Origin of the sequence: Buchnera aphidicola (Aphis gossypii) (assembly GCF_013394915.1) — a bacterium.
GTDB classification, from domain to species: domain Bacteria; phylum Pseudomonadota; class Gammaproteobacteria; order Enterobacterales; family Enterobacteriaceae; genus Buchnera; species Buchnera aphidicola_AZ.
Genome location: NZ_CP056771.1, coordinates 299947 through 325871, shown reverse-complemented (window position 1 = coordinate 325871; position 25925 = coordinate 299947). Strand labels below are relative to the sequence as shown.

Below are 25925 nucleotides of genomic sequence, written 5' to 3'. Positions count from 1 at the left end.
TTTATACAATGTATTTATTTAGATTCTTTTTCTACAATTTGAATAGATAATCCAATATAATTAACTGGAGTTATTTTTTTTAAATATTGTTTTTCTATATCCGGAATATTTAAGTTAGAAATAAAATTATGTATATCAGTTTGACTAATTTCTTTTCCTCGAGTTAATTTTTTTAATTGTTCGTAAGAGTTTTTAATATTATATTTTCTCATGACGGTTTGAATTGCTTCAGATAGAACCGACCAGTTATTATTTAAATTTTTCAAAAGCCGCGTATTGTTAATTTTTAATTTTTTTATACCACATAAAATAGAATTATATGCAATCACCGAGTAAGATAATGCTACTCCTATATTTCTTAAAACTGTAGAATCACTCAAATCACGTTGCCATCTAGAAATAGGTAGCTTGTTTATCATGTGATTCATTAAAGCATTTGACAATCCTAAATTACCTTCGGAATTTTCAAAATCAATAGGATTTATTTTATGCGGCATAACAGATGAACCTACTTCATGATCTATCGATATTTGCTTAAAATAGTTCATTGATATATAACCCCAAATATCGCGATTAAAATCGATCAATATAGTATTAAAAAGAGAGATACATCCAAACATTTCTGCAATGTAATCATGTGGTTCAATTTGTGTAGTACATGGGTTCCAAGTAAGATTTAATGATGTTATAAATTCTTCACTAATTATATGCCAATTAATATCTGGATATGCTGCGATATATGCATTGTAGTTTCCAGTAGTTCCATTGAATTTTGCTAATATTTCTATTTTTTTTAGTTTAAAAAATTGACGTTGTACACGGTAATAAAAATTTAAGAATTCCTTGCCCATAGTGGAAGGAGTTGCTGGTTGACCATGGGTCATAGCTAACATAGCACTATTTTGATATTCAATAGAATATTTTTTTAAAACACTAATTATTTCAGACCAAAAAGGTAAAATAACTTGATTAAGAGAATCTTTTATCATCAAAGCATAAGCTATATTATTTATATCTTCTGAAGTACATCCGAAATGTATAAATTCTGACATTGATGATAATTTTTTTGATTTAGAAAATTTATATTTTAAGAAATATTCTAATGCTTTAACATCGTGATTAGTTTTTTTTTCTATATTTTTAATATATATTGCGTCTTTTATAGAAAAATTATTTAAAATATTATCAATGAATAAAATATCTTTTTTTTCAATTTTTTGAATTTTGATAATTTTATGCATTTTTATTATTTTTTTAAACCATAAAATTTCTACCTTAAGACGATATTTTAAAAAACTAAATTCACTAAATATATATCGCAATGATTCAGTTGATTTAAAATACCGACCATCGATAGGAGAAATAGCTGTTAATAAAGTTGAATTCATATTTTTTCCTATCTTTGTGAAAGTCTTTTGATGAAATTATATACATTAAAATTTAATAATTTTTATAAATAAAATATAAAAATTTTATTATTGGATAATATTACACTGTAATATTTATATATTAAATATAAATTTTTTTAAAGTATTAAAAATTAAATTAAAGGCAATTTGTATTTAATAACTCCGCCACCAATACAAATATCAGATAAATAAAAAACTACTGATTGTCCTGGAGTCACCGCAATAACAGGAAAATCAAACAAAACTTTAGTATGAAAATTATCTATATATTTTATTTGACAAGAAACTTCATTTTGACGATACCTTGTTTTAACTTTGCAAGATAAGGGTAGCTTAAATTCGATATTGTTAATCCAATTAACCTTTTCAGCTATTAAACCTATCGACATTAAATAGACATTATTTGATCCTTGTGCCACAATTAGTGAATTTGTTGGTATATGTTTATCAACTACATACCATGGCATATTATATTTTCCTTTCATCCCTCCGATTTTTAAACCTTTACGTTGTCCTAGGGTATAATAAAATAAACCGTTATGTTTTCCAATAATTTCTCCATGAATTGTAATTATATTTCCTTTTTTTTCTTTCAGATAGTTAGAAAGAAAAATATTTATATTTTTAGGACCTATAAAACAAATGCCTGTAGAGTCTTTTTTATCCGCAACCTTTAAACCTATTTTTTCCGCAATAATTCTAATTTGACTTTTTTTAAATAGACCAATAGGAAATAAAATTTTTTCTAATTGCTTCGAATTTAAAGTGTATAAAAAATAACTCTGATCTTTATTATTGTCTAACCCCTTCAATAGATAATTAATTCCATTTTTTTTGAAAATACGTGCATAATGACCAGTAGCAATATAATCTGCTTTAAGTTCTTTAATAGAATAATCAAAAAATAATTTAAATTTAATTTCCTTATTACACAAGATGTCAGGATTAGGAGTTTTTCCTTCTTTATATTGGCTTAAAAAATGTGTAAACACTTGATCCCAATATTCTTGAGAAAAATTTATTTTATGAAGATAAATATTTAATTTTTTGCAAACATTTTCAGTATCATATAGATCTTTTTCTGCATGACAATAATTATTTGTATCATCTTCTTCCCAATTTTTCATAAATAAGCCTTCTACTAAATAAGTCTTATTTTTTAAAAACCATGCAGCAACTGACGAATCTACACCTCCGGACATAGCAATTATAACTTTTTTTTTATTTATCATAAAAATAACATCTTATTTATTTATTAAAAAACATAATATTTAATAATTTTAAAACCTAAAATACAATTAGTGTATAATTTTTTAAATACTACGAAACATAACATTGTTAATATAATAAACAACAACTAGCATATAGTATATTAAAATAAAAATAAGAAATATATTAAATATTTATACTTTTAAAAAATATTCATATAAAATAAATTTTAAACATCTTTAATTCATTTCAAAAAAATTAAATCAAAAATGAAAAATATAAGAAACTTCTCTATTATTGCTCATATTGATCATGGAAAATCAACTTTATCAGATCGTTTAATCCAAGCATGCGGCGGATTATCTGAAAGAGAAATGTCTAATCAAGTTTTAGATTCTATGGATTTAGAAAAAGAAAGAGGAATTACTATTAAAGCACAAAGTGTCATGATTAATTATACAGACAAAAAAGGAAATCTTTTTCAATTAAATTTTATTGATACTCCTGGACATGTAAATTTTTCTTATGAAGTTTCTAGATCGTTAGCAGCTTGTGAAGGTGCATTATTGGTTATCGACACAACTCAAGGCATAGAAGCTCAAACATTAGCTAATTGTTATACCGCTTTAGAAATGAACTTATCAATATTACCAGTTTTAAATAAAATTGATTTACCTAGTTCAAATGTAGATCAAGTTATAAAAGATATTGAAGATATTATTGGAATCTCTGCACTCAATGCAGTTAAATGTTCGGCTAAAACTGGAGAAGGTATTCCTCAACTTATTGAAAACATTATTAGTCAAATTCCCTGTCCTAATGGAGATAAAAAGAAACCATTACAAGCTATTATAATTGATTCTTGGTTTGATAACTATTTGGGTGTAGTCTCTTTAATAAGAATTAAAAATGGATCTATATCTATAAAAGATAGAATACAAGTAATGAGTACTCGAAAGAATTATATAGTCGAACAATTAGGTATTTTTACACCTAAAAAATTGAATAAACAAAGATTAAGATGCGGTGAAGTAGGTTGGATTATATGTGGTATTAAAAATATTTCTGCAGCTTCAGTTGGAGATACTTTAACTAACTATCATAATCCAGCAAAAAAAATGTTAGCTGGATTTAAACAAATAAAACCACAAATTTATGCAGGTCTATTTCCTGTAAGATCAGATCAATATGAAACATTTAGAGATGCATTAGAAAAACTTAGTTTAAATGATTCTTCTTTATTTTATGAACCGGAAAACTCAAATGCTCTTGGATTTGGCTTCAGATGTGGTTTTTTAGGTTTATTACATATGGAAATTGTACAAGCACGATTAGAACGAGAATATTCACTTGATTTAATTTCAACTGCGCCTAATGTTATTTATCAAATAGAATTGATTAATGGAAAAAAAATTTTTTTAGATAGCCCCTCAAATTTTCCTGCTATAAATACAATTAAAAAAATTGAAGAACCAGTTGCGGAGTGTAATATTTTGTTACCTTTTAAATTTCTTGGTTCAATTATGCAATTATGCGTTAAAAAAAGAGGTATTCAAATTGATTTAATTTATTATGAAAATCAAGTTTGTCTAAAATATAACATACCCATGAGCGAAGTTGTTTTAAACTTTTTTGATGAATTAAAATCTATTTCTAGTGGATACGCTTCTTTAGAATACGATTTTAAGCATTTTAAACCAGTTAAAATAGTTCGAATAGATATATTAATTAATTCAAAACGTGTTGATGCACTAACTACTCTTGCATATCATAAAAATGCACAATATCGAGCTCGTGAAATAGTTGAAAAAATGAAAACTCTGATACCTAGGCATCAATTTGATGTGAGTATTCAAGCAATCATAAATAATGTAATCATTGCTAGAGCCACAATCAAACAATTGAGAAAAAATGTATTAGCTAAATGTTATGGTGGTGACATCAGTAGAAAAAAGAAATTATTAAAAAAACAAAAAGATGGAAAAAAAAGAATGAAAAAAATAGGAAATGTTAATATGCCCAAAAAAGTTTTTCTCACTATTTTAAATATTAATAATTAAAAGGAAAAAAAAATGCCTAACATGTTAACTTTATTTTTAATATTTAGTATATTATTTACTGGTTTCTTTTGGTTTTTTATCAAAATAGAATTAATTGTTAATTATTTTTGCAATAAAAAAAAAGAAATATAATTTTTCTGAATAAAAAAATATTTTTTAAAAACCAAAAAAATATTTTCCAATTTATATCATCGTTATTTCCAATGTTTTTTATTGTTTTTATAATACGTTCTTTTATATATGAACCATTTCAAATTCCTTCAAGCTCAATGATGCCAACAATTTTAGTAGGAGATTTTATTTTAGTAGAAAAATTCGCATATGGTATTAAAAACCCAATTACCAATAGAACTTTGATATCTTATAAAGATCCTGAACGTGGAGATATTATAGTTTTTAAACATCCTATAGAATCTAGATCAAATTATATCAAACGCATAATAGGATTACCAGGAGATAAAATTGAATATAATATATATAATAAAAAAATTAAAATTTGTGTTAATTATTTAAATGCAAAGGATTGTAAGAATATATTACCTATTAGTTATTCAAAAAAATATTTGACTGAATTTACTCAAAAAATATATCTATTTCAAGAAAACCATCTAAAAAAAGAAAAAATATATAATTCTGTTTACTTTAAAACCATGGAAGAAAATATTAATAATTTTAAACATAATATATTAATATTAGATGAATTTAATAATCAAAAAAATAATTATTATCAACAAGATAAAACACGGAAATTTACTTGGATAATACCAAAAAATAAATATTTTGTTATGGGAGATAATCGTGATAACAGTTTAGATAGTCGTTATTGGGGTTTTGTTCCAGAAGAAAATATCTTAGGGAAAGCTTCAAGAATATGGATGAGTTTTGAAAAAAAAGAAAATGAATGGCCGACAGGTATACGTATTAATAGAATTGGAAATAAGATATCTTAAAATTGAATTTCACAACGTTAATTGAATAAAATTTAAAATATTTTTTCTTAGTTCTATCAAATTTTACTATTTTTCCTGTTATATATACAAATCAATTAAAATATCATTGAAATTGGTATAACATGAACCATATCGTAACAAATAAAATACAGGAAGTATTAGGATATACTTTTAATCAAAAAGAATTATTAAGACAAGCACTTACACATCGTAGTGCAAGTAGTAACCATAATGAAAGACTTGAGTTTCTAGGAGATTCTATATTAAGTTTCGTAATTGCTAATGCTTTGTATCAACATTTTCCATCTATTGATGAAGGAGATATGAGTCGTATGAGAGCAACTTTGGTACGTGGAAATACTTTAGCAGAAATAGCATATGAATTTGATTTAGGAGAATACCTGAAATTAGGTCAAGGAGAATTAAAAAGCGGAGGGTTTCGACGAGAATCTATTTTAGCTAATACTGTAGAAGCTTTAATTGGAAGTATTTATTTAGATAGTAATATTAAAACAGTAGAAGAATTAATACTGAAATGGTATGAAAAACGTTTAGAAAAAATTAGTCCTGGAGATACGCAAAAAGACCCAAAAACAAGATTACAAGAATATTTGCAATCTAAGCATTTATCGTTACCTACATATTTTATAGTGAAGATATGCGGAGAAGCTCATAATCAACTATTTACCATTCACTGTGAAATTAGCATCAATTCAAAATTGTTCATTGGAAAAGGTACGAGTAAAAGAAAAGCGGAGCAAGATGCTGCTAAAAAAGCATTAATTCAATTAGGTGTAGAGTGAAAAAAACAGAGTATTGTGGATATATAACTATTATTGGAAGACCTAATGTTGGAAAGTCTACTTTAATTAATGAAATAGTCGGAAAACATATTTCTATTACATCAAAGAGGAAAAATACAACCCAAAGTAATATCGTTGGAATTAAAAATAGTGAAAATTATCAATCTATTTATATAGATACGCCTGGAGTATATTTTCACAATATAAGAAATTTAAAAATAATGAAAAATATAAATTTAATTATATTTATTGTAGATCGAAATATATGGAAAAAAGAAGATGAAATTATTTATAATAAAATAAAAAAAATAAATATTCCAATAATATATGTGATTAATAAAATAGATCAATTATTAAATAAAAATTATGTTTTATCTTATATTGATATACTTTCAAAAAAAACTAATTCAACAGAAATTATTCCAATTTCAGCAAAAGAAAAACAAAATATTATTGCATTAGAAAAAGTTGTAAAACAGTATTTGCCAAAAAATAAACACATTTTCCCAAAAAATTGTATTACTATGAATTCTATCGAATTCTCTATATCTGAGATTATTCGAAAACAATTAATACTTTTTTTGAGAGATGAATTACCATCAATATTGAAAATAAAAATTGAATCAGTCAAATATAATATTGAACAAATGCATATTAATGGGATTATTTATGTAGAAAATAAAAGACAAAAAAAAATTGTTATCGGTACTCAAGGCGAAATGATTAAAAAAATTAGTATATTATCTAGATATTATCTAGAGAAAGAAAACAATAAAAAAGTATATCTACGTATATGGATAAGAGAAAAAATTAAAAAACGTTAAAACAACTTAATTTTTTAAAATTAGTTAAAATACTTAAAATATTTTAACTAATTTTAAAAATAAAATTATATTTTCCGATAAAATATTAAAAGGAATCAAATTAATGTCTATTATAGGTATAGGAACTGATATTATAGAAATTGATCGTATTAAAAAAAATTTTTTTCGATTTGGAAATAAATTAGCTAAAAAGATTTTATCTATAAAAGAATGGGAAGAATATAAAAGATCTCTAAATAAAATTAATTTCATTGCGAAAAAATTTGTAGCTAAAGAGGCAGCCGCTAAAGCGTTAGGAACAGGTATAAATAATGGAATAAATTTTAATCAAATAGAGATATATCATAACTCTTTAGGAAAACCAAATTTTCGTTTTTTAAAAAATGCTCTAAAAAAATTTAAAGAAAAAAAATGTAAATTTGCACATGTTAGTATATCTGATCAAAAATCCTATGCGCATGCTATAGTAATTTTAGAAAATTAATTAATTAAAAAAATTACTTTCTTTTTTTCTTAAAAAAATTTATTAATATTTGAGTGCATTGAAATTCCATAATATTCTTTTTTACTTTTAATTTATATTGCTTTTGTAGTTCTAAAAAAACGTCTTTAAAAGGGCACTTTTTATCTGTTTTATAACTAGCTCCGAAAACTAATCTTTCAATGCGACTGTGTATAATAGCTCCGAAACACATGATACACGGTTGCAATGTAACATACAATGTAGTATTTTTTAATCTATAATTTTTTACTATTTTCCCAGCTTGACGTAAAGCTATAATTTCAGCATGAGCTGTTGGGTCATTTTGAATAATTGATCTATTCCATCCTTGTCCAATAATTTTTTCTTTAAAAACTAATATTGCACCTATAGGTATTTCTCCTTGCTTTTCAGCGTAGTATGCGTGTTTTAAAGCAATTTTCATCCAATATTCATCTTTTTTAGATTTCATAAAAAATTTTTCAACACATAATTTTAGTTTTTTTAAGTATTCTTAATTTATCTTTTTTCCATGAGTTTTTCTTATCTTCTTCTCTTTTATCTATTTTATTTTTTCCTCTAGCTAATCCAAAATTTAATTTACACCAAGACTTTTTCCAAGATAAAGAAAGTGGAATTAAAGTATAACCTATTTCATTAATTTTTATTGATAAATAACTGATTTCATTTTTATGTAAAAGTAATTTTCTTTTCCTTGTAGAGTCGAAAACAAAATTATTTGAAGCCGTCTTTAAGGGTTGAATAATAGAATTACACAAATATATTTCATGTGAAAATTTGTTAACATAACTTTCAGAGATATTTATTTTACCTGATCTAATTGATTTAATTTCCCATCCCTTTAAAACTAAACCTGATTGAAAAACTTCTTCTATAAAGTAGTGATAATGAGCTTTTTTATTTATACAAAAAATAGGTGATTTTAAATTATATTTTTTTTTATTTAACATAGTTGGATATGATCCAAAACAAATTAATTTAAATGTTTTAAGTAATATAGATTGATTTTTTGAAAAAATTATGTTAGTCAATTTTTATGAATAATGTAAAACTTAAATTTTTATGAATACGATTCAAGTAACAATTATCTATGCGTTATCAGAGATACAATATATTAAAAAAATTTATATAAAATCTAACTCAACTGTAAAAGATGCTATATTAGCTTCAAATATACTGAGTATGTTCCAAGGTATACAATTTTATAAAAATAATGTGGGTATTTATAATAAATTAGTTCATTTAAATAAAAAAATAAAAAATGGTGATCGAATTGAAATTTATAGAAATTTAATAATAGACCCTAAAGAAAGAAGAAGGAATAGGTATTATGTTATAAAAAAAAATTTAAAACTTAAAAATATTAAATAAAAAATTAATCTTCAATATTAATCTAATTTAAAAAAATAATATTTTAATTCTATTATTTTTTTAACAACTATTAGCTTTGTTTTTCGATACTACAACCATTGCTGGACGTAACAAACGAGTATGATGCATGATGTAACCAGACTGCATAACTTCAAGTACTTTATTAGATTTAATTTTATTATCATATCGTATAGATATAGCTTGATGAACATTAGGATCAAACTTCGCTTCAACATCACATATTTTAGATACTTTAAATTGAATAAAAATATTTTTTATCAAACAAAGAACATTTTCAATATTTTTTAAAATTTCAGCGTATATATTTTCTTTTTCTTGCTTTATTAAAACAGCAGCACGCTCAATGTTATCTACAATCGAAAGAAATTCAGTAATTAAATTTTCCAAAGAAAATTTTTGACATTTTTCAATTTCACTCATTAATCGATTTGTTATCTTGAAGATTTCTTTATTCTGTTGTGAAATTATTTCTTTTATTTTTTCTTCAGATGTGTTTAATTCACTTTTTAAAGTGTTAATTAAACTATCTTTATCACTTAAATGGATAGTTTCTTTTTTTTTAATATCGCCTATTGTTCGGTTATTTATTTTTTCTTCATTTTTCATGAATAGATCCTTTTCATATATTTTTAGAAATGCACTAAACATTTATCTTTGTAAAACTTACTACAAATTACATAAAAAAAGTAAAGTCAAAATGTTTTATTTTTTTTAATAAGAGGAGGGATATAAGATATTGACATATCCCAAGGTTGTTCAATCCAAATATTTTGACCGACATCTATGATATAATTATCTACTAATAATTTACCCATAGGTTTTGCAAATATGGTTACAAAATATGCTTTTGGATATAAATTTCTAATAATATTTGCAGTTCCACCTGTATCAACAAGATCATCTACTACAATAACTTTCTCATTATTAACTTTTTCATTATTAATTTTTGTTGTTTTTATAATTTTTCTATTTTTTTGTAAACAATTGTCATTGTAACTTGCAATACATATTGTATCAACATATCGAATGCTTAATTCTCTTGCTAATAAAGAAGCAGGCACTAAACCGCCTCTACTAACAGCAATAATTCTATTCCATGAATTTATTTTAATTAATCGACTAGCTAATTTTCTAGTATAAATCTGAAGCATATCCCAAGTGACAATATATTTCTCACTCATAAAAAAATTCCAAAACTATAAAATAGTATTTATTAGAAAAGTGGAAATAATGTGTGTTATTTTAGGATTTTAAACTATTGAAATAAAATCATTTACTAATTATTTATTTTATCATTTCTTTTTCAATAATTAATATTAATATATGGATAATTTTAATATGCATTTCTTGTATTCGATCTGAATAACCATAATATGGCACGCAAATTTCTATATCTGATAATTCTTTTATTCTCCCCCCATCATTTCCTGTTAGAGAGATTACCTTCATGTTTTTTTTACGTGCTGATTTTATTGCATTAATGATGTTATTGGAATTACCTGATGTGGAAATAGCTAGTAGTATATCACTAGAATTTCCTATACTTTCTATATAACGTGAAAAAATATAATCATATCCAAAATCATTTCCTATTGCGGAAATATGACCAGTATCAGAAATTGAAATCGCTGGATATCCTGATCTTTTTTCTCTGTAAATTCCAGTAAGTTCTTCTGCAAAATGAATAGAATCACAATGAGAACCTCCGTTTCCACAGGAAATCACTTTTTTTTTATTTTTAAATGCTTCTGAAATTAAAATTGCAGAGTTTTCAATATTTTTTATTTGATTTTTATTTTCTAAAAAATCTTTTAATACATTTAATGAAATATTTAATTCAGAATAAATAATTTTTTTATACATTATTTTAACTTATATTAAAAAAGATAAAAATTTTTTTCGGTGCGGACGGGATTCGAACCCGCGACCCCCGGCGTGACAGGCCAGTATTCTAACCAACTGAACTACCGCACCTTTTATAATTTTATTATTGTACATATTTTAAAAAAATCAGTCAATGATCTTTTTATAGTTATTAATATTTAATTTTTAAAAATTATTTTTTTTTATATCTTTCATATAATTTATATATTTTCTATGAAGTTTTAATTCTTCTGTATTTGCTTTTAATATCTTTAAAGATTTTTTTTTATTGATTGTCAATTTATTGAAAGATTGAGAATTATTTTCATATTCAATATCGTTATAAAATGACATAGATTCTTGACCACCACTCATTAAAAGATATAATTTCCCTAATAAAAAAGAATCTAAAAGAGCACCATGTAAAACTCTATGAGAATTTTTGATTTTATATCGATTACAAAGAGCATCTAATGTATTTTTTTTTCCAGGGAATAATTTCCTTGCAATTTTTAAAGTATCAATAATAGAGCAAAATTTTGATATATCTATTGTTTTATTTTTTAATAAAGAGAATTCCTGATTGATAAATCCTATATCAAAAGATGCATTATGAATCACTAGTTGCGTATTTTGAATATATTTAAAAAATTTTTTAGCTATGTATTTAAATGATGGTTTATCTAATAAAAAATCATTAGTAATACCATGAACTTTTATAGCTTCTGGATCAATTGATCTATTAGGTTGAATATAGACATGAAAATTATTTCCTGTAAAACGACGATTAATAATTTCAATAGCTCCAATTTCAATAATTCTATGATTAATAAAAGGTTTTCCAAAGTTACTAATACCAGTAGTTTCAGTGTCTAATACAATTATTCTTTCGTTTTTGTTATGTTTCATTTTTAATTAATTAATCTTTTCGGAATATTTAATATAATGTTAAAATTAGTAAAAATATTTACAGATGGTTCTTGCTTAGGAAATCCAGGAGCAGGTGGATACGGAACTATATTACGTTATAAAAAAACAGAAAAAATACTAACTTCAGGTTTTTTTTTGACTACTAATAATAGAATGGAACTTATGGGTGTAATATCTGGGTTAGAATTTTTAAAACAGTCTTGTACAGTTGAAATTTTTACAGATAGTCGATATGTCCAGAATGGAGTAACTAAATGGATGAACAAATGGAAGCAACAAAAATGGGAAAAAAATAATAAAAAATTAATAAAAAACATAGATTTATGGTTACGCATTAACGATTTACTAAAAAAACATTGTATTACATGGTTTTGGATAAAAGGACATAGCGGGCATATAGAAAATGAACTATGTGACAAAATTGCACGTCAATCTGCAAACCATCCATGTATTCAAGATAAATTTTATGAAATAGTTTTTTATAAAAAATTGCAGGAAAAATTATGATTTTAACAAACATAATTGCATTAAAAGATAATTATATTTGGATTTTATATGATAAAAATAATTCTTGTATCATCGTGGATCCAGGTGTATCAAATATTGTAATTAAAGAAATTATTAAAAAAAAATGGAATCCTAAAGCTATTTTATTGACTCATAATCATATAGATCATACGGGTGGAGTAGAAAATATTTTAAAAAAATACCCTAAGATTATTGTTTTTGGTCCTGAAGAAACGAAAAATTCTCATGTTCATCAAATCATTAAAGGGGGGGATAAAATACGTCTATTAGAAAATAATATCGATATTATTTTTACTCCAGGTCATACATTAGGTCATGTTGCCTACTATTTAAAACCATATTTATTTTGCGGAGATACTCTTTTTTCAGCTGGTTGTGGAAAAGTTTTTGAAAATAATTATGCAAAAATGTACAATTCTATTCAATTAATTAAATTATTTCCAAATAATACTGTTTTATGCTGTTCTCATGAATATACTTTATCTAATTTAATTTTCTCTATGCATTTTTTACCTAAAGACAAAAATATTAAAGACTATTATAAAAAAATTCATAAAAAAATATTTTTAAAAAAAAATATTTTCCCGTTTCTTCTTAATAAAGAAAAAAAAATTAATATATTTTTAAGAACAAATGAGTTTTTTTTAAAAAAGTCTATGGGGTTTAAAAAATATAAAGATTCTTTTGAAGTTTTTTGTTATTTAAGAAAAATTAAAGATATTTTTGGAGCTAAGCGGGATTGAACCGCTGACCTCCTGCGTGCAAGGCAGGCGCTCTCCCAGCTGAGCTATAGCCCCATATATTATTATGATTTTTTTATATGGTCTATATTTAGCTTGTTTTATGGTAGGCCTGAGTGGAGTTGAACCACCGACCTCACCCTTATCAGGGGTGCGCTCTTACCATCTGAGCTACAAGCCTTTCTAAGAAATTTTTATTAGATAATTTGTGTGGGCACCGAAAAAAAAAGTATATTTTTTTAAGGAGGTGATCCAACCGCAGGTTCCCCTACGGTTACCTTGTTACGACTTCACCCCAGTCATGAATCACAAAGTGGTAGACGCCTTCCCGGTAAGGGGTTAGGATATCTGCTTCTTTTGCAACCCACTCCCATGGTGTGACGGGCGGTGTGTACAAGGCCCGGGAACGTATTCACCGTGGCATTCTGATCCACGATTACTAGCGATTCCGACTTCGTGGAGTCGAGTTGCAGACTCCAGTCCGGACTACGATTTACTTTATGAGGTTTGCTTGTCTTTACAGATTTGCTTCTCTTTGTATAAACCATTGTAGCACGTGTGTAGCCCTGGTCGTAAGGGCCATGATGACTTGACGTCGTCCCCACCTTCCTCCGGTTTATAACCGGCAGTCTCCTCTGAGTTCCCGGCCGAACCGATGGCAACAGGGGATAAGGGTTGCGCTCGTTGCGGGACTTAACCCAACATTTCACAACACGAGCTGACGACAGCCATGCAGCACCTGTCTCATAGTTCCCTAAGGCACTTTCTTATTTCTAAGAAATTCTATGGATGTCAAGACCAGGTAAGGTTTTTCGCGTTGCATCGAATTAAACCACATGCTCCACCGCTTGTGCGGGCCCCCGTCAATTCATTTGAGTTTTAGCCTTGCGGCCGTACTCCCCAGGCGGTCGACTTAATGCGTTAGCTTCGGAAGTCACTTCTCTTGGAAACAACCTCCAAGTCGACATCGTTTACGGCATGGACTACCAGGGTATCTAATCCTGTTTGCTCCCCACGCTTTCGCACCTCAGTGTCAGTATTCGTTTAGGAGGCCGCTTTCGCCACAGGTATTCCTCCAGATATCTACGCATTTCACCGCTACACCTAGAATTCTACCTCCCTCTACGATACTCTAGTATTTCAGTTTCAAATGCAGTTCCTAGGTTAAGCCCAGGGATTTCACATCTGACTTAAAAAACCACCTACGTGCTCTTTACGCCCAGTAATTCTGATTAACGCTAGCACCCTCCGTATTACCGCGGCTGCTGGCACGGAGTTAGCCGGTGCTTCTTCTTCGGGTAACGTCAGGAAATAAAATTATTAGTTTTATTTTTTTCCTCCCCGCTGAAAGTACTTTACAACCCTAAGGCCTTCTTCATACACGCGGCATAGCTGCATCAGGCTTTCGCCCATTGTGCAATATTCCCCACTGCTGCCTCCCGTAGGAGTCTGGACCGTGTCTCAGTTCCAGTGTGGCTGGTTATCCTCTCAGACCAGCTAGAGATCGTGGCCTTGGTAAGCTTTTACCTTACCAACAAGCTAATCTCTTCTGGGCTCATCCAAAAGCATGAGGCCTTTTAAGGTCCCCCACTTTGGTTTTTCAACTTTATGCGGTATTAGCTACCATTTCTAGTAGTTATCCCCCTCTTTTGGGTAGATTCCCAGATATTACTCACCCGTTTGCCGCTCGCCGACAAGAAAGCAAGCTTTCTTTCGCTGCCGCTCGACTTGCATGTGTTAGGCTTGCCGCCAGCGTTCAATCTGAGCCATGATCAAACTCTTCAATTTTTAAAGCTATCTCTTAAATAAATTTAAGAGATTTTAAACTAAAACAAATTTTATTTGTACTTAATTTTTTGTGCCCACACAGATTATCTAATATTTTTTTAAAGAGCGGTTTTACTTTTAAAGATTTAAATAAGAGATTACATTTTTTTTTAGATCTTGTCAACCTTTTAATGAAATTAATTATAACTTTAATTTTTTTAAAGACATAAAAAACTATTTAAAATTTACTACATACTTTAAAAAATAAATTTTTATCTAAAAAATTAATATTTTTATTAAAAAATTCATTATAATATAAGTATTAACAATGCAAAATAAGTTAATTAGTATTATTAACAATTTAATAATTAAAATAATTTTATATTAAATTAATAAAATTTATTTAAATTATTATTAATTTTAAATAAATGAAGGTTTCCAATGAATTTAAAATATACAATAAAAAAAGATATTGAACAAGCTTTAATTAAAATCGGTCTTAAAAATTATTATAAACCATTAATTATTGCTAAAAAAAAAACAGAGCTCGGAAATTATCAAGTCGATAACTTAATTAAAATAGCACATAAAAATAATATTGAACCATATAGTTTATATGAAAAAATAGTTTTTTTAATTCACAAAAAGAATATATATAAAAAAATAATATTTTCTTACCCAGGTTTTATGAATATTTTTATTAATGAAAATTTTTTATCAGAGAAGTTAGAACAATTGTTTAATTCATCTCGATTGGGTATAAAGCATGTTGTTTCCAAAAAAACTATAGTAGTAGATTATTCTTCACCAAACATTGCTAAAGAAATGCATATAGGACATTTAAGATCTACAATTATAGGAGATGTTATGGTAAGAACTTTAGAATTTTTAGGGCATAATGTTATCAGGGCTAATCATATTGGAGATTGGGGTACTCAATTTGGAATGTTAATTGCATATTTAAAATATAAAAAATTAGAAAAAAAATTACAAGAAAATCTTATTTCCCTGAAAGAAATTGAAAACTTTTATTGCAAATCAAAAAAAAAATGTGATTTAGATAAAAATTTTGAAGAACAGTCAAGAAAATATGTAGTAAAACTACAAAATGGAGATCCAAATTGCTATTCTATTTGGAAAAAAATAGTCAAAATAACAATGAATTATAATTACAAAATATATAAGAAACTTAATGTGACATTAAAACAACAACATACTATGGGAGAAAGCTTATATAGTAAAATGCTTCCAGATGTTATAAAAGATCTTAAAGAAAAAAAAATAGCTATAGAAAAGAATAAATCTACTATAATTTTCTTAAATGAATTTAAAAACAAACTGGGAGAACCCATGGGAGTAGTGATTCAAAAGAAGGATAAAGCTTTTTTATATTCTACTACGGAAATTGCTTGTCTAAAATATCGATATGAAATATTACACGCTAATCGTATAATATACTATACAGACTCTCGTCAATACCGGCATTTATTACAAATATGGGCTATTGCGAGAAAAGCTAATTACATACCTCATAATTTATTATTAGAACATCATACATTCGGAATGATGTTATCAAAAAACAAACGTCCTTTTAAAACACGTGATGGAGATACTATTAAACTTACCGAACTACTTGACGAAGCAATAAATAGAGCTAAGGATTTAATTTATCAAAAAAAACCTAATTTACCTAAAAAAATACTTATCAAATTAGCTAAAGTTATAGGAATAAGCGCAGTAAAATATTCTGATTTATCTAAAAACAGAAACACTAACTATATATTTGACTGGGATACAATGTTAACTTTTGAAGGTAATACATCGCCTTACATACAATATGCCTATACAAGAATTCTATCAATTTTAAAAAAATCCACTATACGAATACATAAAATCTCAGAAAAAATTAGTTTAATTAAAAATAGCGAAATCAAATTAGCAATTAAGATATTAGAATTTGAAGAAATTATCTTAATTATAGAAAAAAAAGGAACACCGCATGTTATGTGTAATTATCTTTACGAATTAGCAACATGTTTTTCTAATTTTTATGAAAATTGCTCGATTTTATTTTCTGAAAAAATAAAAACACGAAAAAGTAGATTAAAATTATCTTTTTTAACAGCAAAAACATTAAAAAAGGGGCTTAATATCCTGGGAATAAAAACATTAAAAAAAATGTAAAAATAAATTTTCTTTTAAAAATATCAGTAAGGTGAGGTAATAATGTAGTACTAATAAAACGTACCACTTAAAACCACACCAATCTGTATTTTAAAAAAATATTATGTGCTTCCAATTATATTAGTAACTTTTATATTATTTATTGCATTTATTTCAAATTGAGACAAAACAGTTAATTCTGAAAAATGAACACGTAAAAATCTAGATAGAAATAACCTCAAAACATGAGGTACTAATAAAACAATAGGAGCTTTTATTAACTTTTGTTTATCAATTGCTTCTTTGGTTTTAGACAATAGCATCTCAGATAAACCTGGTTCTATATTAATTTTTTCTCCTTTCACGCTATTCAATAATAATTGCTCTAAATTAGATTCTAAAACCATTACTTCAATAACATTTTTTTTGTAAAATAATTTTTGAATTATGACTTTACTTAAAGATATTCGAACAACACTAGTTAGTTCATTTGCATCTTTTTGATTAATAGCATGTTCTGATAACGTTTCTAAAATAGTTCGCATGTCTTTTATTGGAACTTTTTCTAAAATTAAATTTTTTAAAATTTTATGTAAAGTCGTAAGATCAATTATATTAGGTATTAAATCTTCAGTTAATTTAGGAACTTCTGAATTTACACGATTTAATAGCTGCTGAGTTTCATAACGACCAAATAATTCATCAATATTCTGAGAAATTAGAAAATTTAAATGTGTTGCAATGATAGAGCTCGAATCAACTACAGAATATCCTTTTTTTTCTGCTTCTGTTTTAAATGATTTATCAATCCAATAACCAGATAAACCAAAAGCAGGTTCATTGACTATCGTAAAAGGTAGTGATTCTATTTCTTGACCAGTAGAAATTGCCATTAATTTTCCGTATAAACATTCTCCATGACCTATTTCTATACCTTTAATAAAAATACGATATGAATTTTTAGTTAAGTTCATATTGTTTTTAATGTGAACTAAAGGAGGAAGAAATCCAATTTCTTTTGCAATTTTTTTTCGAACAATTCGAATTTTTTCTAATAAATCACCGTTTTTTTTAACATCTAACATAGGAATTAAATTAAACCCTATTTCTATTCTTATAGGATCTTCTAGTTCAACATCATTCCAAGAAGCTTCAGTCGTTGAATTTAACATCGGTTCATGTTGGTTTTTAGGTCTTGATGAAATATCATTCTTAAAACTACGTTCTTTACGATTCAATCTCCAAGCAAGAAAAAATAATAAAATTGTAAATGTAAGAAATACTATATTTGGCATCCCAGGAACTAAACCAAGTATACCTAAAACAACAGCACTTAACAAAATTACCTGAGAATTGTAAAATAATTGACTTATCATTTGCTCGCCAACATTTTGATTAGTACTAACTCTTGTAACAATTACACCAGCAGCAGTAGAAATTACTAATGCAGGTATTTGGGCAACTAAACCATCTCCTATGGTTAATAAGGTATAAACTTCAGCAGCTTTAGTTAATAACATGTCATGTTGAAACACACCGATAATTAATCCACCGCATATATTAAGAATCATAATCAAAATACCAGCAATGGCATCTCCTCGTACAAATTTACTTGCTCCATCCATAGATCCATAAAAATCAGCTTCCTGTGTAATTTGTAATCGACGTTTTTTAGCTTCTGCTTCACCAATCAAACTTGCATTTAAATCAGCATCAATTGCCATTTGTTTACCAGGCATAGCATCTAATATAAACCTTGCTCCAACTTCTGCTATCCTACCCGCTCCTTTAGTAATTACCATAAAGTTAATGATCACTAAAATGACAAATACCACTATACCAATAGCAAAATTTCCACCCACTAAAAAATGCCCAAATGATTCGATTACTCTACCTGCTGAATAAGTTCCTCTATGTCCATTTAGAAAAATTACACGCGTAGATGCAACATTCAATGCTAACCTTAATAATGTTGAAAATAGTAAAATAGTTGGAAAAGCAGCAAAATCTAAAGTTTTTCTAGTAAACATAGAAACAAGTAAAATAATAATTGATAAGGCAATGTTAAACGTAAAAAAAACATCTAAAATAAAAGGCGCGAGTGGTAACACCATCATTGATAAAATAATTAAAATTAATATTGGTCCCGCTAATACTTTCCATTGAGTGTTTTTAAAATTTTTTATAATGCGAAAAATAGAAGAAAAATTAACCATTGCTTTCGCTTTCTCCTGTAAAATTTAATTCCGATGGAACGAATATATTTTTTGGTTGTTTTGGAAAAATTCCACCTTCTTTTTTCCATTTTCTGACTTTCCAAACCCACGCTAAAACTTCAGCAACAGCTTTATAAAGAGGACCAGGAATATATTGTCCTATTTCCGCATAACGATATAATGAACGAGCTAATGCAGGAGCAGAAATTATAGGAATATTATATTTATTTGCAGTATTCTGTATTTGAATGGCTAAATAACCTGAACCTTTTGCTATTACTTTAGGCGCATTCATTTTTTTTTCATCATACCTGAGCGCTACAGAATATTTTATAGGATTAGTAATAATAACATCAGATTTAGGAATATTTAAAATCATTCTTCTACGAAAATTTTCTTTCATCTGTCGACGAATTCTAACTTTTAAATGTGGATGACCTTCTTGCTCTTTAAATTCATCTTTAATTTGTTGACGAGTCATTCTTAATTTTTTATAGTATTGAAATTGACTCCAAAAAATATCAAAAACAACAATTGGAATTAAACCTAATACTGTTAAAATACAACAACGAATAATAGTATAAAAACCAAAAGAAAAAACAGAAAAAATATCTTTAATATCAAAAAATAATATTTCAGAAAAATGCAACCATAAATACCAAAAAACTATACTTCCAATAAAAATCAACTTTAATATGTTTTTAAAACATTCAAAAAAAATTTTTAAAGAAAAGATTCTTTTTAATCCTTTTATTAAGTTTAATTTTTTAAGATCAAATTTTAATGATTTTAAATTAAATTGAATACCACTAAAAAAAATAGCAGGCACTATAATCACAAAAAATAAAGATCCTAAAAATGGAGTAAAAATAATAAAAACTTTTTTTAAAGAAGTAAAAATATTTAATAAAATGTTTTGTTTATTTAAAATAATATCATTGTTAAAATCAAAACTATTAGATAAAATTCTTTTGAATTCAAGTATAATTGAATTCCTGCAAAACCATAAATTCAACAATCCAACTGTTAAAATTAATAAAGAATTTAATTCACGAGAATATCTCGTTTTACCCTTTTTCCGAGATTTTTTAATATGATGTTCAGTTGGTTTTTCAGTTTTTTCTTCATGCATATCATAATTCATTTTAAATATTTTTAACCATTATAATTATTTTGCTTAATGAGAAATTAATAGACTACAAAAAATAATAAGAAATTTATAAAATATTTTTCTAATAAAATTCAATTCAACTTAAATATTAAAAGTATGAAAAAATATTTTTAAAATATTTTATTATATAATAGAATTAATATTGATAATTAAAATAAATATTTTAATTTTTAAATAACTTTTTATTTTTATTGAGACCTTAATATATGCGAGCAAGTAAATATTTACTACTAACTTTAAAAGAAACCCCTCATGATACGAAAATAATTAGTCATCAACTTATGCTAAGAAGTGGAATGATAAGAAAATTATCTTCAGGTTTATATACTTGGCTTCCAACAGGTTTAAAGGTATTAAAAAAAATAAAAAAAATTATTTCTTGTGAAATGAAAAAAATAAACGCTTTAGAAATTTCTACACCTATTATACAACCTAAAAAACTATGGGAAGAAAGCAATCGTTTGAATACGTATGGAAAAGAATTACTACAATTTTTTGATCGACGTAATCAACAATTTATATTAGGCCCAACCAATGAGGAAGTTGTGACTTATTTAATTGGCAATGAAATACGTTCATATCAAGAACTGCCATTAATTGTATATCAAATTCAAACTAAATTTAGAGACGAAATACGCCCACGATTTGGAATTATTAGAGCTCGCGAATTTATTATGAAAGATGCTTACTCTTTTCATATAAGTAAAGAATGCTTAAAAAAAACTTATGATAAATTTTATAAAAGTTATATTAATATATTTAATCAAATGCAACTTCAATTCCGAGTAGTTCATGCTGATTCTGGATCTATGGGTGGTAAAATTTCTCATGAATTTCAAGCTTTATCTGATAATGGAGAAGATGAAATAGTATTTTCTAAAAATACATCATATTCTTCTAATATCAATACAGCTAAATCAATAGAATCTATTAACTTTTTTAAAAAAATCCCTGAAAATATTCATAATATAACTAAAAGTATAAAATCCATTAAAAATGTTGATGAAATACAATTTCCTATAAAAAATTTAATAAAGACTATTTTGATCCGAACAGATAAAAATAATCAGTCTTCATTTGCAGCTTTATTAATACGATCAGAACATGAATTAAATTTATTTAAAGTAGAAAAAATTAATGTTTTTTCAAAACCATTACAATTCATCAATGAAAAAGAAACTATAAAACTAATAGGTGTTAAAAATAAATTTTTAGGGCCTTTAAACCTAAATGTACCAATTTTTGCTGATGTTTCAGTATATTATATGAAAAATTTTACTATTGGAGCAAATGTTAATAAAAAATTTTTTATTAATGTAAACTGGAACATAGATATTCCAATTCCAACTATTGTTGATATTAGGAAAATTACAAAAAACGATTTAGGACCAGATGGATCAAAATCCTTAGAAATTAAAAAAAGTATCGAAATTGGACATATATTTCAATTAGAAAAAGAATATTCTAAGAAAATGAACACATTAGTCAAAGATAAATCTGGAAAACAAAAAAATTTATATATGGGGTGTTATGGAATTGGAATAACACGAATTATCGCATCTATAATTGAGCAAAATTATGATAAAAAGGGTATCATTTGGCCGAGTTGTATCTCTCCTTTTGAAGTAGCTATTTTACCTATCAATATGAATAACTGCAAAGAAACGAAAAAAATTGCAGAGGAACTATATGAAAAAATGAAGAATGAGAAAATAGATGTAATTTTAGACGATCGGAAGAAAAGACCAGGTATTATGTTTAATGAAATAGATTTGATTGGTATTCCTCACCAAATTATTGTTAGTAAACGTTACATAGACAAAGAAAAAGTAGAATATCGAGAAAGAAAAAACAAAAAAAATATTCTTGTTAATATTAAAGAAATTGTTTCTTTTTTAAAAAATCGATTAAAATAATTTAATAAAATTTTAATTTTATATTATTTGATCCAACTAAAAATTTTAGCTCATGCAAAAATTCATTATTCACCTTAATATTAAAATTCGTTTGTTTTATTAAATTTAAAGAAGGCTGTGTTGTTTGAAAAAATATGTCAATAAAAATATTTCCTTTTTCTTGTTTTTTTAATAGTTGATATAATTTTTCTAAGAAAAATTTATCTTTTTTCCGAGGAAATATAACTATTAATTTTTTAATATATTTCTCTCGTGCTAATGTCAAATTCATAATATCATGTGCTATTATTTTTGAATTTTTAGTTGGCTCTATTGTGCCTTTAATTATTAAAATTTCATTTAATTTAATTAAATTTTCAAATGAATCAAATACTTTCTTAAAAACTATAACTTCTAAACGACTTGTATAATTATCTAATGTTAATATAATCATTTTATTTTTATTTTTTGTTATTTTCGTTTTAATTGAAATCACAATTCCTAAAAATATCTGATTTTTATTACTAAATTTTAATATTGAGTTTTTCAAATTTTTTATATAATATTTCAATTCTTCTGCGTATTGATCAATAGGATGTGATGTTAAATAAAAACCTAAAACTTGATATTCATTTTTTAATTCATTTTCTTTAGAATACAACAATTGAGATGAATTATATTTTTTTGTCATATTTAATTCATCTTTAAATCCACCAAAAAGACTAGCTTGTCGATTATTTTTAATTTTTATATGTTCTTTCGAAACTTTAATTGCATCTTCGATTAAATCAAGCAAATAATTTCTATTCTTATCGATAGAATCTAAACTACCTGACATAATTAACTTTTCCAATATCCTGCGATTAATTTTATTAGGATCAGAACGTGTACATAGATCAAATAGATCACGAAAACAGCCATTCTTCTCTCTTTCTTCAACAATGCTTTTAATTGAATTTGCACCTATTCCTTTTATAGCTCCAAGACCGTAAATTATATTGTTAAAATTATCAACATAAAATTCATATTTACTTAAATTAATATTAGGGGGAATAATTTTCAATTTAATATTATATGCTTCATGTACTAAAATTATAATTTTTTCTATATTATCTATATCAGAATTCATAGTAGAAGCTATAAATTCTGCAGGATAATATGTTTTTAGCCATAATGTTTGATAAGAAATAAAAGCGTAAGCTACAGAATGCGATTTATTAAATCCATATCCTGCAAATTTTTCTAATAAATCAAAAATCTTCATTGCTAAATTTATATTAATTCCATTTTTTTGAGATCCTTTTAAAAAAAATTTTCTCTGTTTAGCCATATCTTTCGCATTTTTTTTACTCATAGCTCGTCTTAAAATATCCGCTTTTCCTAAAGTAAAACCTGCTAAAATTTGAGCAATTTGCATCACTTGTTCTTGATATAAAATAATTCCATAAGTTGATTCTAATACTGGCTTTAAAAGTAAATGTTGCCATTTATTATCAGGATATGAAATTTTTTCATATCCATGTTTTCGATTTATAAAATTATCCACCATTCCTGATTGTAATGGACCAGGTCTAAAAAGAGCTAAAAGCGCAATAATATCTTCAAAACAATCTGGTTTTAATCTTTTAATTAAATCTTTCATTCCATAAGATTCTAATTGGAAAATAGCTGTAGTTTTACATTCTTTTAGTAAATTAAAACATTTTTTATCATTTAAGGGAATTGAGTGAATATTGATTTTTTTTTTATCCGGAAATAACCTTTTGTTAATCATATTTACTGTACAATTGATTGTTGTTAATGTACGTAAACCAAGAAAATCAAATTTTAATAAACCAACATATTCAATGTCATTTTTATCAAATTGAGTTATAGGATTTTTTCCGTTTTCGTCACAATATAACGGGCAAAAATCAGTAATTTTAGTAGGAGCAATAACAACTCCACCTGCATGCTTACCAATATTTCTGTTAACTCCTTCTAATTTTTTGGAAATATCAATTAATTTTTTTATATCTTCATCATTTTTATAAAGAGCATATAATTCTGAGTTTTTAGAAAAAGCTTCATTGAGTGTTATTCCTGGATCTAAAGGTATTAATTTAGACAAATTATTAATAAATCCATAAGGATAACCTAAAACTCTTCCTACATCTCTAATTACAGCTTTTGCAGTCATTGTTCCAAAAGTAATGATTTGAGCTACTGCATTTCTACCATATACATCTGCAACATGTTCGATTACCCGATCTCTTTTTTCCATACAAAAATCAATATCAAAATCAGGTAAAGAGATACGTTCTGGGTTCAAAAAACGCTCGAATAACAAATTAAATGATAAAGGATCTATGTCTGTGATATTTAATGCATATGCAACTAATGAACCTGCGCCTGAACCTCGTCCAGGTCCGACTGGAATATTATTTTTTTTTGCCCATTGTATAAATTCCATTACAATTAAGAAATAACCAGGAAAACCCATTTTATTTATTATTTCTAATTCCATATTTAAACGATTTTTATATTTTAGATACACTTGGTTGTCTGCTTTAATATTAGAAGAGCATATTTTTAAACGTTTTTTTAATCCTTTTTTAGCTTTTATAGTTAAATCATCTTTAACACTTTTTTGAGTAGTTGGAAATTGAGGTAAGAAATACTTTCCAGAAGATATAAAAACATTACAACGTTTTGCAATTTCTACACTATTAATTAATGCCTCAGGAATATCAGAAAAAAGATTAAATATTTCTTCTTCGCTTTTTAAAAATTGATGTTTACTATAGTTATTTTGAATTTTAGAGTTTTTTAAAATTTCTCCTTCATGAATTGCAATTCTAATTTGATGAATTTTAAAATCTTCTTCTTTTAAAAAACAAACGTCATTAGTTGCAACTACTGGAATACTTTTAGAATAAGATAAATCTACAGCTAGATGTAAATATTTTTCTTCGTCTTGTCTACCTGTTCGTATTAATTCTAAATAATGGGAAGAAGGAAAATATGTGTTATAAAACTTTAAACAAGAAGAAACTACTGATAAAGATTGATTGCGCAATAAAATTTTTCCAATCTCACCTCGGCAACCTCCCGAAAGTAATATTAACCCACTATTATTTTCTGAAAGCCATTTTTTTTCTATTGTTACAAATTTATTATTAATATATCCTTTTTCATATGCACGAGAAATTAAAGAAATTAAATTTTTATAGCCTTCTTGATTTGCAGCTAACACAGTTAATTCTACTAAATCATGTTTTATAAACTCTGAAATAAATTTGACTGTTGCACCAATAATAGGTTTTAATCCTAAATTATGCGCAGAATTATAAAATTTTATTACACCATACAAATTAGTAAAATCTGTAATTGCTAAAGCCATCATTCCTAAAGAAACAGCTTTTTTTACTAAATTTTCAGGTTTAGATAATCCATCAGATATCGAATAATCACTATGCACGTGTAGATGAACAAATTTTTTTGAAATCATGTATATTCCAAAT

20 protein-coding genes, 3 tRNA genes, 1 rRNA gene and 1 pseudogene are annotated in these 25925 nt (G+C 25.9%); 10 read left to right on the top strand and 15 right to left on the bottom strand.

The features are described from left to right. Positions 1 to 14: 14 nt before the first annotated feature. Both purB and mnmA read right to left on the bottom strand, forming a co-directional pair. Complete coding sequence (gene purB / locus HU701_RS01545) at positions 15 to 1388, bottom strand: adenylosuccinate lyase (protein ID WP_178919154.1); 1374 nt, start codon at positions 1386 to 1388, stop codon at positions 15 to 17. 152 nt (positions 1389 to 1540) lie between these two features. Then, on the bottom strand, positions 1541 to 2641 hold the full coding sequence (gene mnmA / locus HU701_RS01540; protein ID WP_178919151.1) for a tRNA 2-thiouridine(34) synthase MnmA: 1101 nt from the start codon (positions 2639 to 2641) through the stop codon (positions 1541 to 1543). 246 nt (positions 2642 to 2887) lie between these two features. On the opposite strand from mnmA, the gene lepA reads away from it, so the two are divergent. The 5 genes and pseudogenes from lepA to acpS all read left to right on the top strand — a co-directional run bounded on the left by lepA (position 2888) and on the right by acpS (position 7739). Further along, on the top strand, positions 2888 to 4678 hold the full coding sequence (gene lepA, locus HU701_RS01535; RefSeq protein ID WP_178919149.1) for a translation elongation factor 4: 1791 nt from the start codon (positions 2888 to 2890) through the stop codon (positions 4676 to 4678). Positions 4679 to 4690: 12 nt separating this feature from the next. Continuing rightward, a pseudogene (lepB, locus tag HU701_RS01530) lies at positions 4691 to 5628 on the top strand (signal peptidase I). Between the two features lie 122 nt (positions 5629 to 5750). Next, positions 5751 to 6431, top strand: coding sequence for a ribonuclease III (rnc, locus tag HU701_RS01525; RefSeq protein WP_158346292.1), 681 nt, complete (start codon positions 5751 to 5753; stop codon positions 6429 to 6431). Then, positions 6428 to 7255, top strand: coding sequence for a GTPase Era (gene era, locus HU701_RS01520; protein ID WP_226856595.1), 828 nt, complete (start codon positions 6428 to 6430; stop codon positions 7253 to 7255). The genes rnc and era overlap by 4 nt, the downstream gene beginning before the upstream one ends. Before the next feature lie 103 nt (positions 7256 to 7358). After that, positions 7359 to 7739 carry a holo-ACP synthase gene (gene acpS / locus HU701_RS01515; protein WP_178919147.1) on the top strand — a complete coding sequence of 127 codons (381 nt, stop codon included), beginning with the start codon at positions 7359 to 7361 and terminating at the stop codon, positions 7737 to 7739. A gap of 13 nt (positions 7740 to 7752) precedes the next feature. Here the strand turns inward: acpS and tadA are convergent, their stop codons facing one another. Together tadA and smpB are read right to left on the bottom strand one after the other, a co-directional pair. Next, positions 7753 to 8208: a tRNA adenosine(34) deaminase TadA gene (gene tadA, locus HU701_RS01510; RefSeq protein WP_158346286.1), complete on the bottom strand. Its 456-nt coding sequence runs from the start codon at positions 8206 to 8208 to the stop codon at positions 7753 to 7755. A 10-nt stretch (positions 8209 to 8218) separates the two neighbouring features. Then, positions 8219 to 8707, bottom strand: a complete 489-nt coding sequence (gene smpB, locus HU701_RS01505) for an SsrA-binding protein SmpB (protein WP_158346869.1) — start codon at positions 8705 to 8707, stop codon at positions 8219 to 8221. Positions 8708 to 8819: 112 nt separating this feature from the next. Here smpB and HU701_RS01500 point away from each other — a divergent pair, with 112 nt between their 5' ends. Further along, positions 8820 to 9128: an RnfH family protein gene (locus HU701_RS01500; RefSeq protein WP_178919145.1), complete on the top strand. Its 309-nt coding sequence runs from the start codon at positions 8820 to 8822 to the stop codon at positions 9126 to 9128. A 60-nt stretch (positions 9129 to 9188) separates the two neighbouring features. Here HU701_RS01500 and HU701_RS01495 read toward each other — a convergent pair whose 3' ends face one another. From HU701_RS01495 to dnaQ, 5 genes are all read right to left on the bottom strand, one after another. Beyond that, positions 9189 to 9755: a nucleotide exchange factor GrpE gene (locus HU701_RS01495; RefSeq protein ID WP_178919143.1), complete on the bottom strand. Its 567-nt coding sequence runs from the start codon at positions 9753 to 9755 to the stop codon at positions 9189 to 9191. Positions 9756 to 9841: 86 nt separating this feature from the next. Next, positions 9842 to 10330: a xanthine phosphoribosyltransferase gene (gene gpt, locus HU701_RS01490; RefSeq protein WP_178919140.1), complete on the bottom strand. Its 489-nt coding sequence runs from the start codon at positions 10328 to 10330 to the stop codon at positions 9842 to 9844. A gap of 103 nt (positions 10331 to 10433) precedes the next feature. Beyond that, the gene (gene lpcA, locus HU701_RS01485) at positions 10434 to 11012 is read right to left on the bottom strand and encodes a D-sedoheptulose 7-phosphate isomerase (protein WP_178919137.1); all 579 of its coding nucleotides are present in this window, start codon (positions 11010 to 11012) and stop codon (positions 10434 to 10436) included. A gap of 37 nt (positions 11013 to 11049) precedes the next feature. Continuing rightward, positions 11050 to 11123: transfer RNA gene (locus tag HU701_RS01480), tRNA-Asp, on the bottom strand. A gap of 75 nt (positions 11124 to 11198) precedes the next feature. Further along, positions 11199 to 11921 carry a DNA polymerase III subunit epsilon gene (gene dnaQ, locus HU701_RS01475; protein ID WP_158346276.1) on the bottom strand — a complete coding sequence of 241 codons (723 nt, stop codon included), beginning with the start codon at positions 11919 to 11921 and terminating at the stop codon, positions 11199 to 11201. A 36-nt stretch (positions 11922 to 11957) separates the two neighbouring features. On the opposite strand from dnaQ, the gene rnhA reads away from it, so the two are divergent. Further along, positions 11958 to 12449: a ribonuclease HI gene (gene rnhA / locus HU701_RS01470; protein ID WP_158346274.1), complete on the top strand. Its 492-nt coding sequence runs from the start codon at positions 11958 to 11960 to the stop codon at positions 12447 to 12449. Then, on the top strand, positions 12446 to 13213 hold the full coding sequence (gene gloB, locus HU701_RS01465; protein ID WP_178919135.1) for a hydroxyacylglutathione hydrolase: 768 nt from the start codon (positions 12446 to 12448) through the stop codon (positions 13211 to 13213). The genes rnhA and gloB overlap by 4 nt, the downstream gene beginning before the upstream one ends. Here gloB and HU701_RS01460 read toward each other — a convergent pair. From HU701_RS01460 to HU701_RS01450, 3 genes are all read right to left on the bottom strand, one after another. Next, a tRNA-Ala gene (locus HU701_RS01460) sits at positions 13195 to 13267 on the bottom strand. The two genes, gloB and HU701_RS01460, sit on opposite strands and share 19 nt — an antisense overlap. A gap of 47 nt (positions 13268 to 13314) precedes the next feature. Then, positions 13315 to 13391: transfer RNA gene (locus tag HU701_RS01455), tRNA-Ile, on the bottom strand. 59 nt (positions 13392 to 13450) lie between these two features. Next, positions 13451 to 14998, bottom strand: a 16S ribosomal RNA gene (locus HU701_RS01450). 420 nt (positions 14999 to 15418) lie between these two features. Between HU701_RS01450 and argS the strand changes: the two genes are divergently transcribed. Beyond that, the gene (gene argS / locus HU701_RS01445) at positions 15419 to 17161 is read left to right on the top strand and encodes an arginine--tRNA ligase (RefSeq protein WP_178919133.1); all 1743 of its coding nucleotides are present in this window, start codon (positions 15419 to 15421) and stop codon (positions 17159 to 17161) included. A gap of 101 nt (positions 17162 to 17262) precedes the next feature. Here the strand turns inward: argS and flhA are convergent, their stop codons facing one another. Next, the gene (gene flhA / locus HU701_RS01440; protein WP_178919130.1) at positions 17263 to 19356 is read right to left on the bottom strand and encodes a flagellar biosynthesis protein FlhA; all 2094 of its coding nucleotides are present in this window, start codon (positions 19354 to 19356) and stop codon (positions 17263 to 17265) included. Next, positions 19349 to 20500, bottom strand: coding sequence for a flagellar biosynthesis protein FlhB (flhB, locus tag HU701_RS01435; RefSeq protein WP_158346266.1), 1152 nt, complete (start codon positions 20498 to 20500; stop codon positions 19349 to 19351). Before flhB ends, flhA begins: the two co-directional genes overlap by 8 nt. 233 nt (positions 20501 to 20733) lie before the next feature. On the opposite strand from flhB, the gene HU701_RS01430 reads away from it, so the two are divergent. Then, positions 20734 to 22443 (top strand): proline--tRNA ligase, encoded by a 1710-nt coding sequence (locus HU701_RS01430; protein ID WP_178919128.1) that lies wholly within the window; start codon positions 20734 to 20736, stop codon positions 22441 to 22443. 1 nt (position 22444) lies between these two features. Here HU701_RS01430 and dnaE read toward each other — a convergent pair whose 3' ends face one another. After that, positions 22445 to 25912 carry a DNA polymerase III subunit alpha gene (dnaE, locus tag HU701_RS01425; protein ID WP_178919126.1) on the bottom strand — a complete coding sequence of 1156 codons (3468 nt, stop codon included), beginning with the start codon at positions 25910 to 25912 and terminating at the stop codon, positions 22445 to 22447. Positions 25913 to 25925: the final 13 nt, after the last annotated feature.

Excerpts from the sequence above, each read along its gene's own strand:
- dnaQ (WP_158346276.1), bottom strand. The coding sequence starts at position 11,921 with ATGAAACATAACAAAAACGAAAGAATAATTGTATTAGACACTGAAACT.
- purB (WP_178919154.1), bottom strand. The coding sequence starts at position 1,388 with ATGAATTCAACTTTATTAACAGCTATTTCTCCTATCGATGGTCGGTAT.
- mnmA (WP_178919151.1), bottom strand. The coding sequence starts at position 2,641 with ATGATAAATAAAAAAAAAGTTATAATTGCTATGTCCGGAGGTGTAGAT.
- gpt (WP_178919140.1), bottom strand. The coding sequence starts at position 10,330 with ATGAGTGAGAAATATATTGTCACTTGGGATATGCTTCAGATTTATACT.
- flhB (WP_158346266.1), bottom strand. The coding sequence starts at position 20,500 with ATGAATTATGATATGCATGAAGAAAAAACTGAAAAACCAACTGAACAT.
- argS (WP_178919133.1), top strand. The coding sequence starts at position 15,419 with ATGAATTTAAAATATACAATAAAAAAAGATATTGAACAAGCTTTAATT.
- smpB (WP_158346869.1), bottom strand. The coding sequence starts at position 8,707 with ATGTTAAATAAAAAAAAATATAATTTAAAATCACCTATTTTTTGTATA.
- gloB (WP_178919135.1), top strand. The coding sequence starts at position 12,446 with ATGATTTTAACAAACATAATTGCATTAAAAGATAATTATATTTGGATT.
- HU701_RS01430 (WP_178919128.1), top strand. The coding sequence starts at position 20,734 with ATGCGAGCAAGTAAATATTTACTACTAACTTTAAAAGAAACCCCTCAT.
- dnaE (WP_178919126.1), bottom strand. The coding sequence starts at position 25,912 with ATGATTTCAAAAAAATTTGTTCATCTACACGTGCATAGTGATTATTCG.
- HU701_RS01495 (WP_178919143.1), bottom strand. The coding sequence starts at position 9,755 with ATGAAAAATGAAGAAAAAATAAATAACCGAACAATAGGCGATATTAAA.
- lepA (WP_178919149.1), top strand. The coding sequence starts at position 2,888 with ATGAAAAATATAAGAAACTTCTCTATTATTGCTCATATTGATCATGGA.
- acpS (WP_178919147.1), top strand. The coding sequence starts at position 7,359 with ATGTCTATTATAGGTATAGGAACTGATATTATAGAAATTGATCGTATT.
- rnhA (WP_158346274.1), top strand. The coding sequence starts at position 11,958 with ATGTTAAAATTAGTAAAAATATTTACAGATGGTTCTTGCTTAGGAAAT.
- lpcA (WP_178919137.1), bottom strand. The coding sequence starts at position 11,012 with ATGTATAAAAAAATTATTTATTCTGAATTAAATATTTCATTAAATGTA.
- HU701_RS01500 (WP_178919145.1), top strand. The coding sequence starts at position 8,820 with ATGAATACGATTCAAGTAACAATTATCTATGCGTTATCAGAGATACAA.
- tadA (WP_158346286.1), bottom strand. The coding sequence starts at position 8,208 with ATGAAATCTAAAAAAGATGAATATTGGATGAAAATTGCTTTAAAACAC.
- rnc (WP_158346292.1), top strand. The coding sequence starts at position 5,751 with ATGAACCATATCGTAACAAATAAAATACAGGAAGTATTAGGATATACT.
- flhA (WP_178919130.1), bottom strand. The coding sequence starts at position 19,356 with ATGGTTAATTTTTCTTCTATTTTTCGCATTATAAAAAATTTTAAAAAC.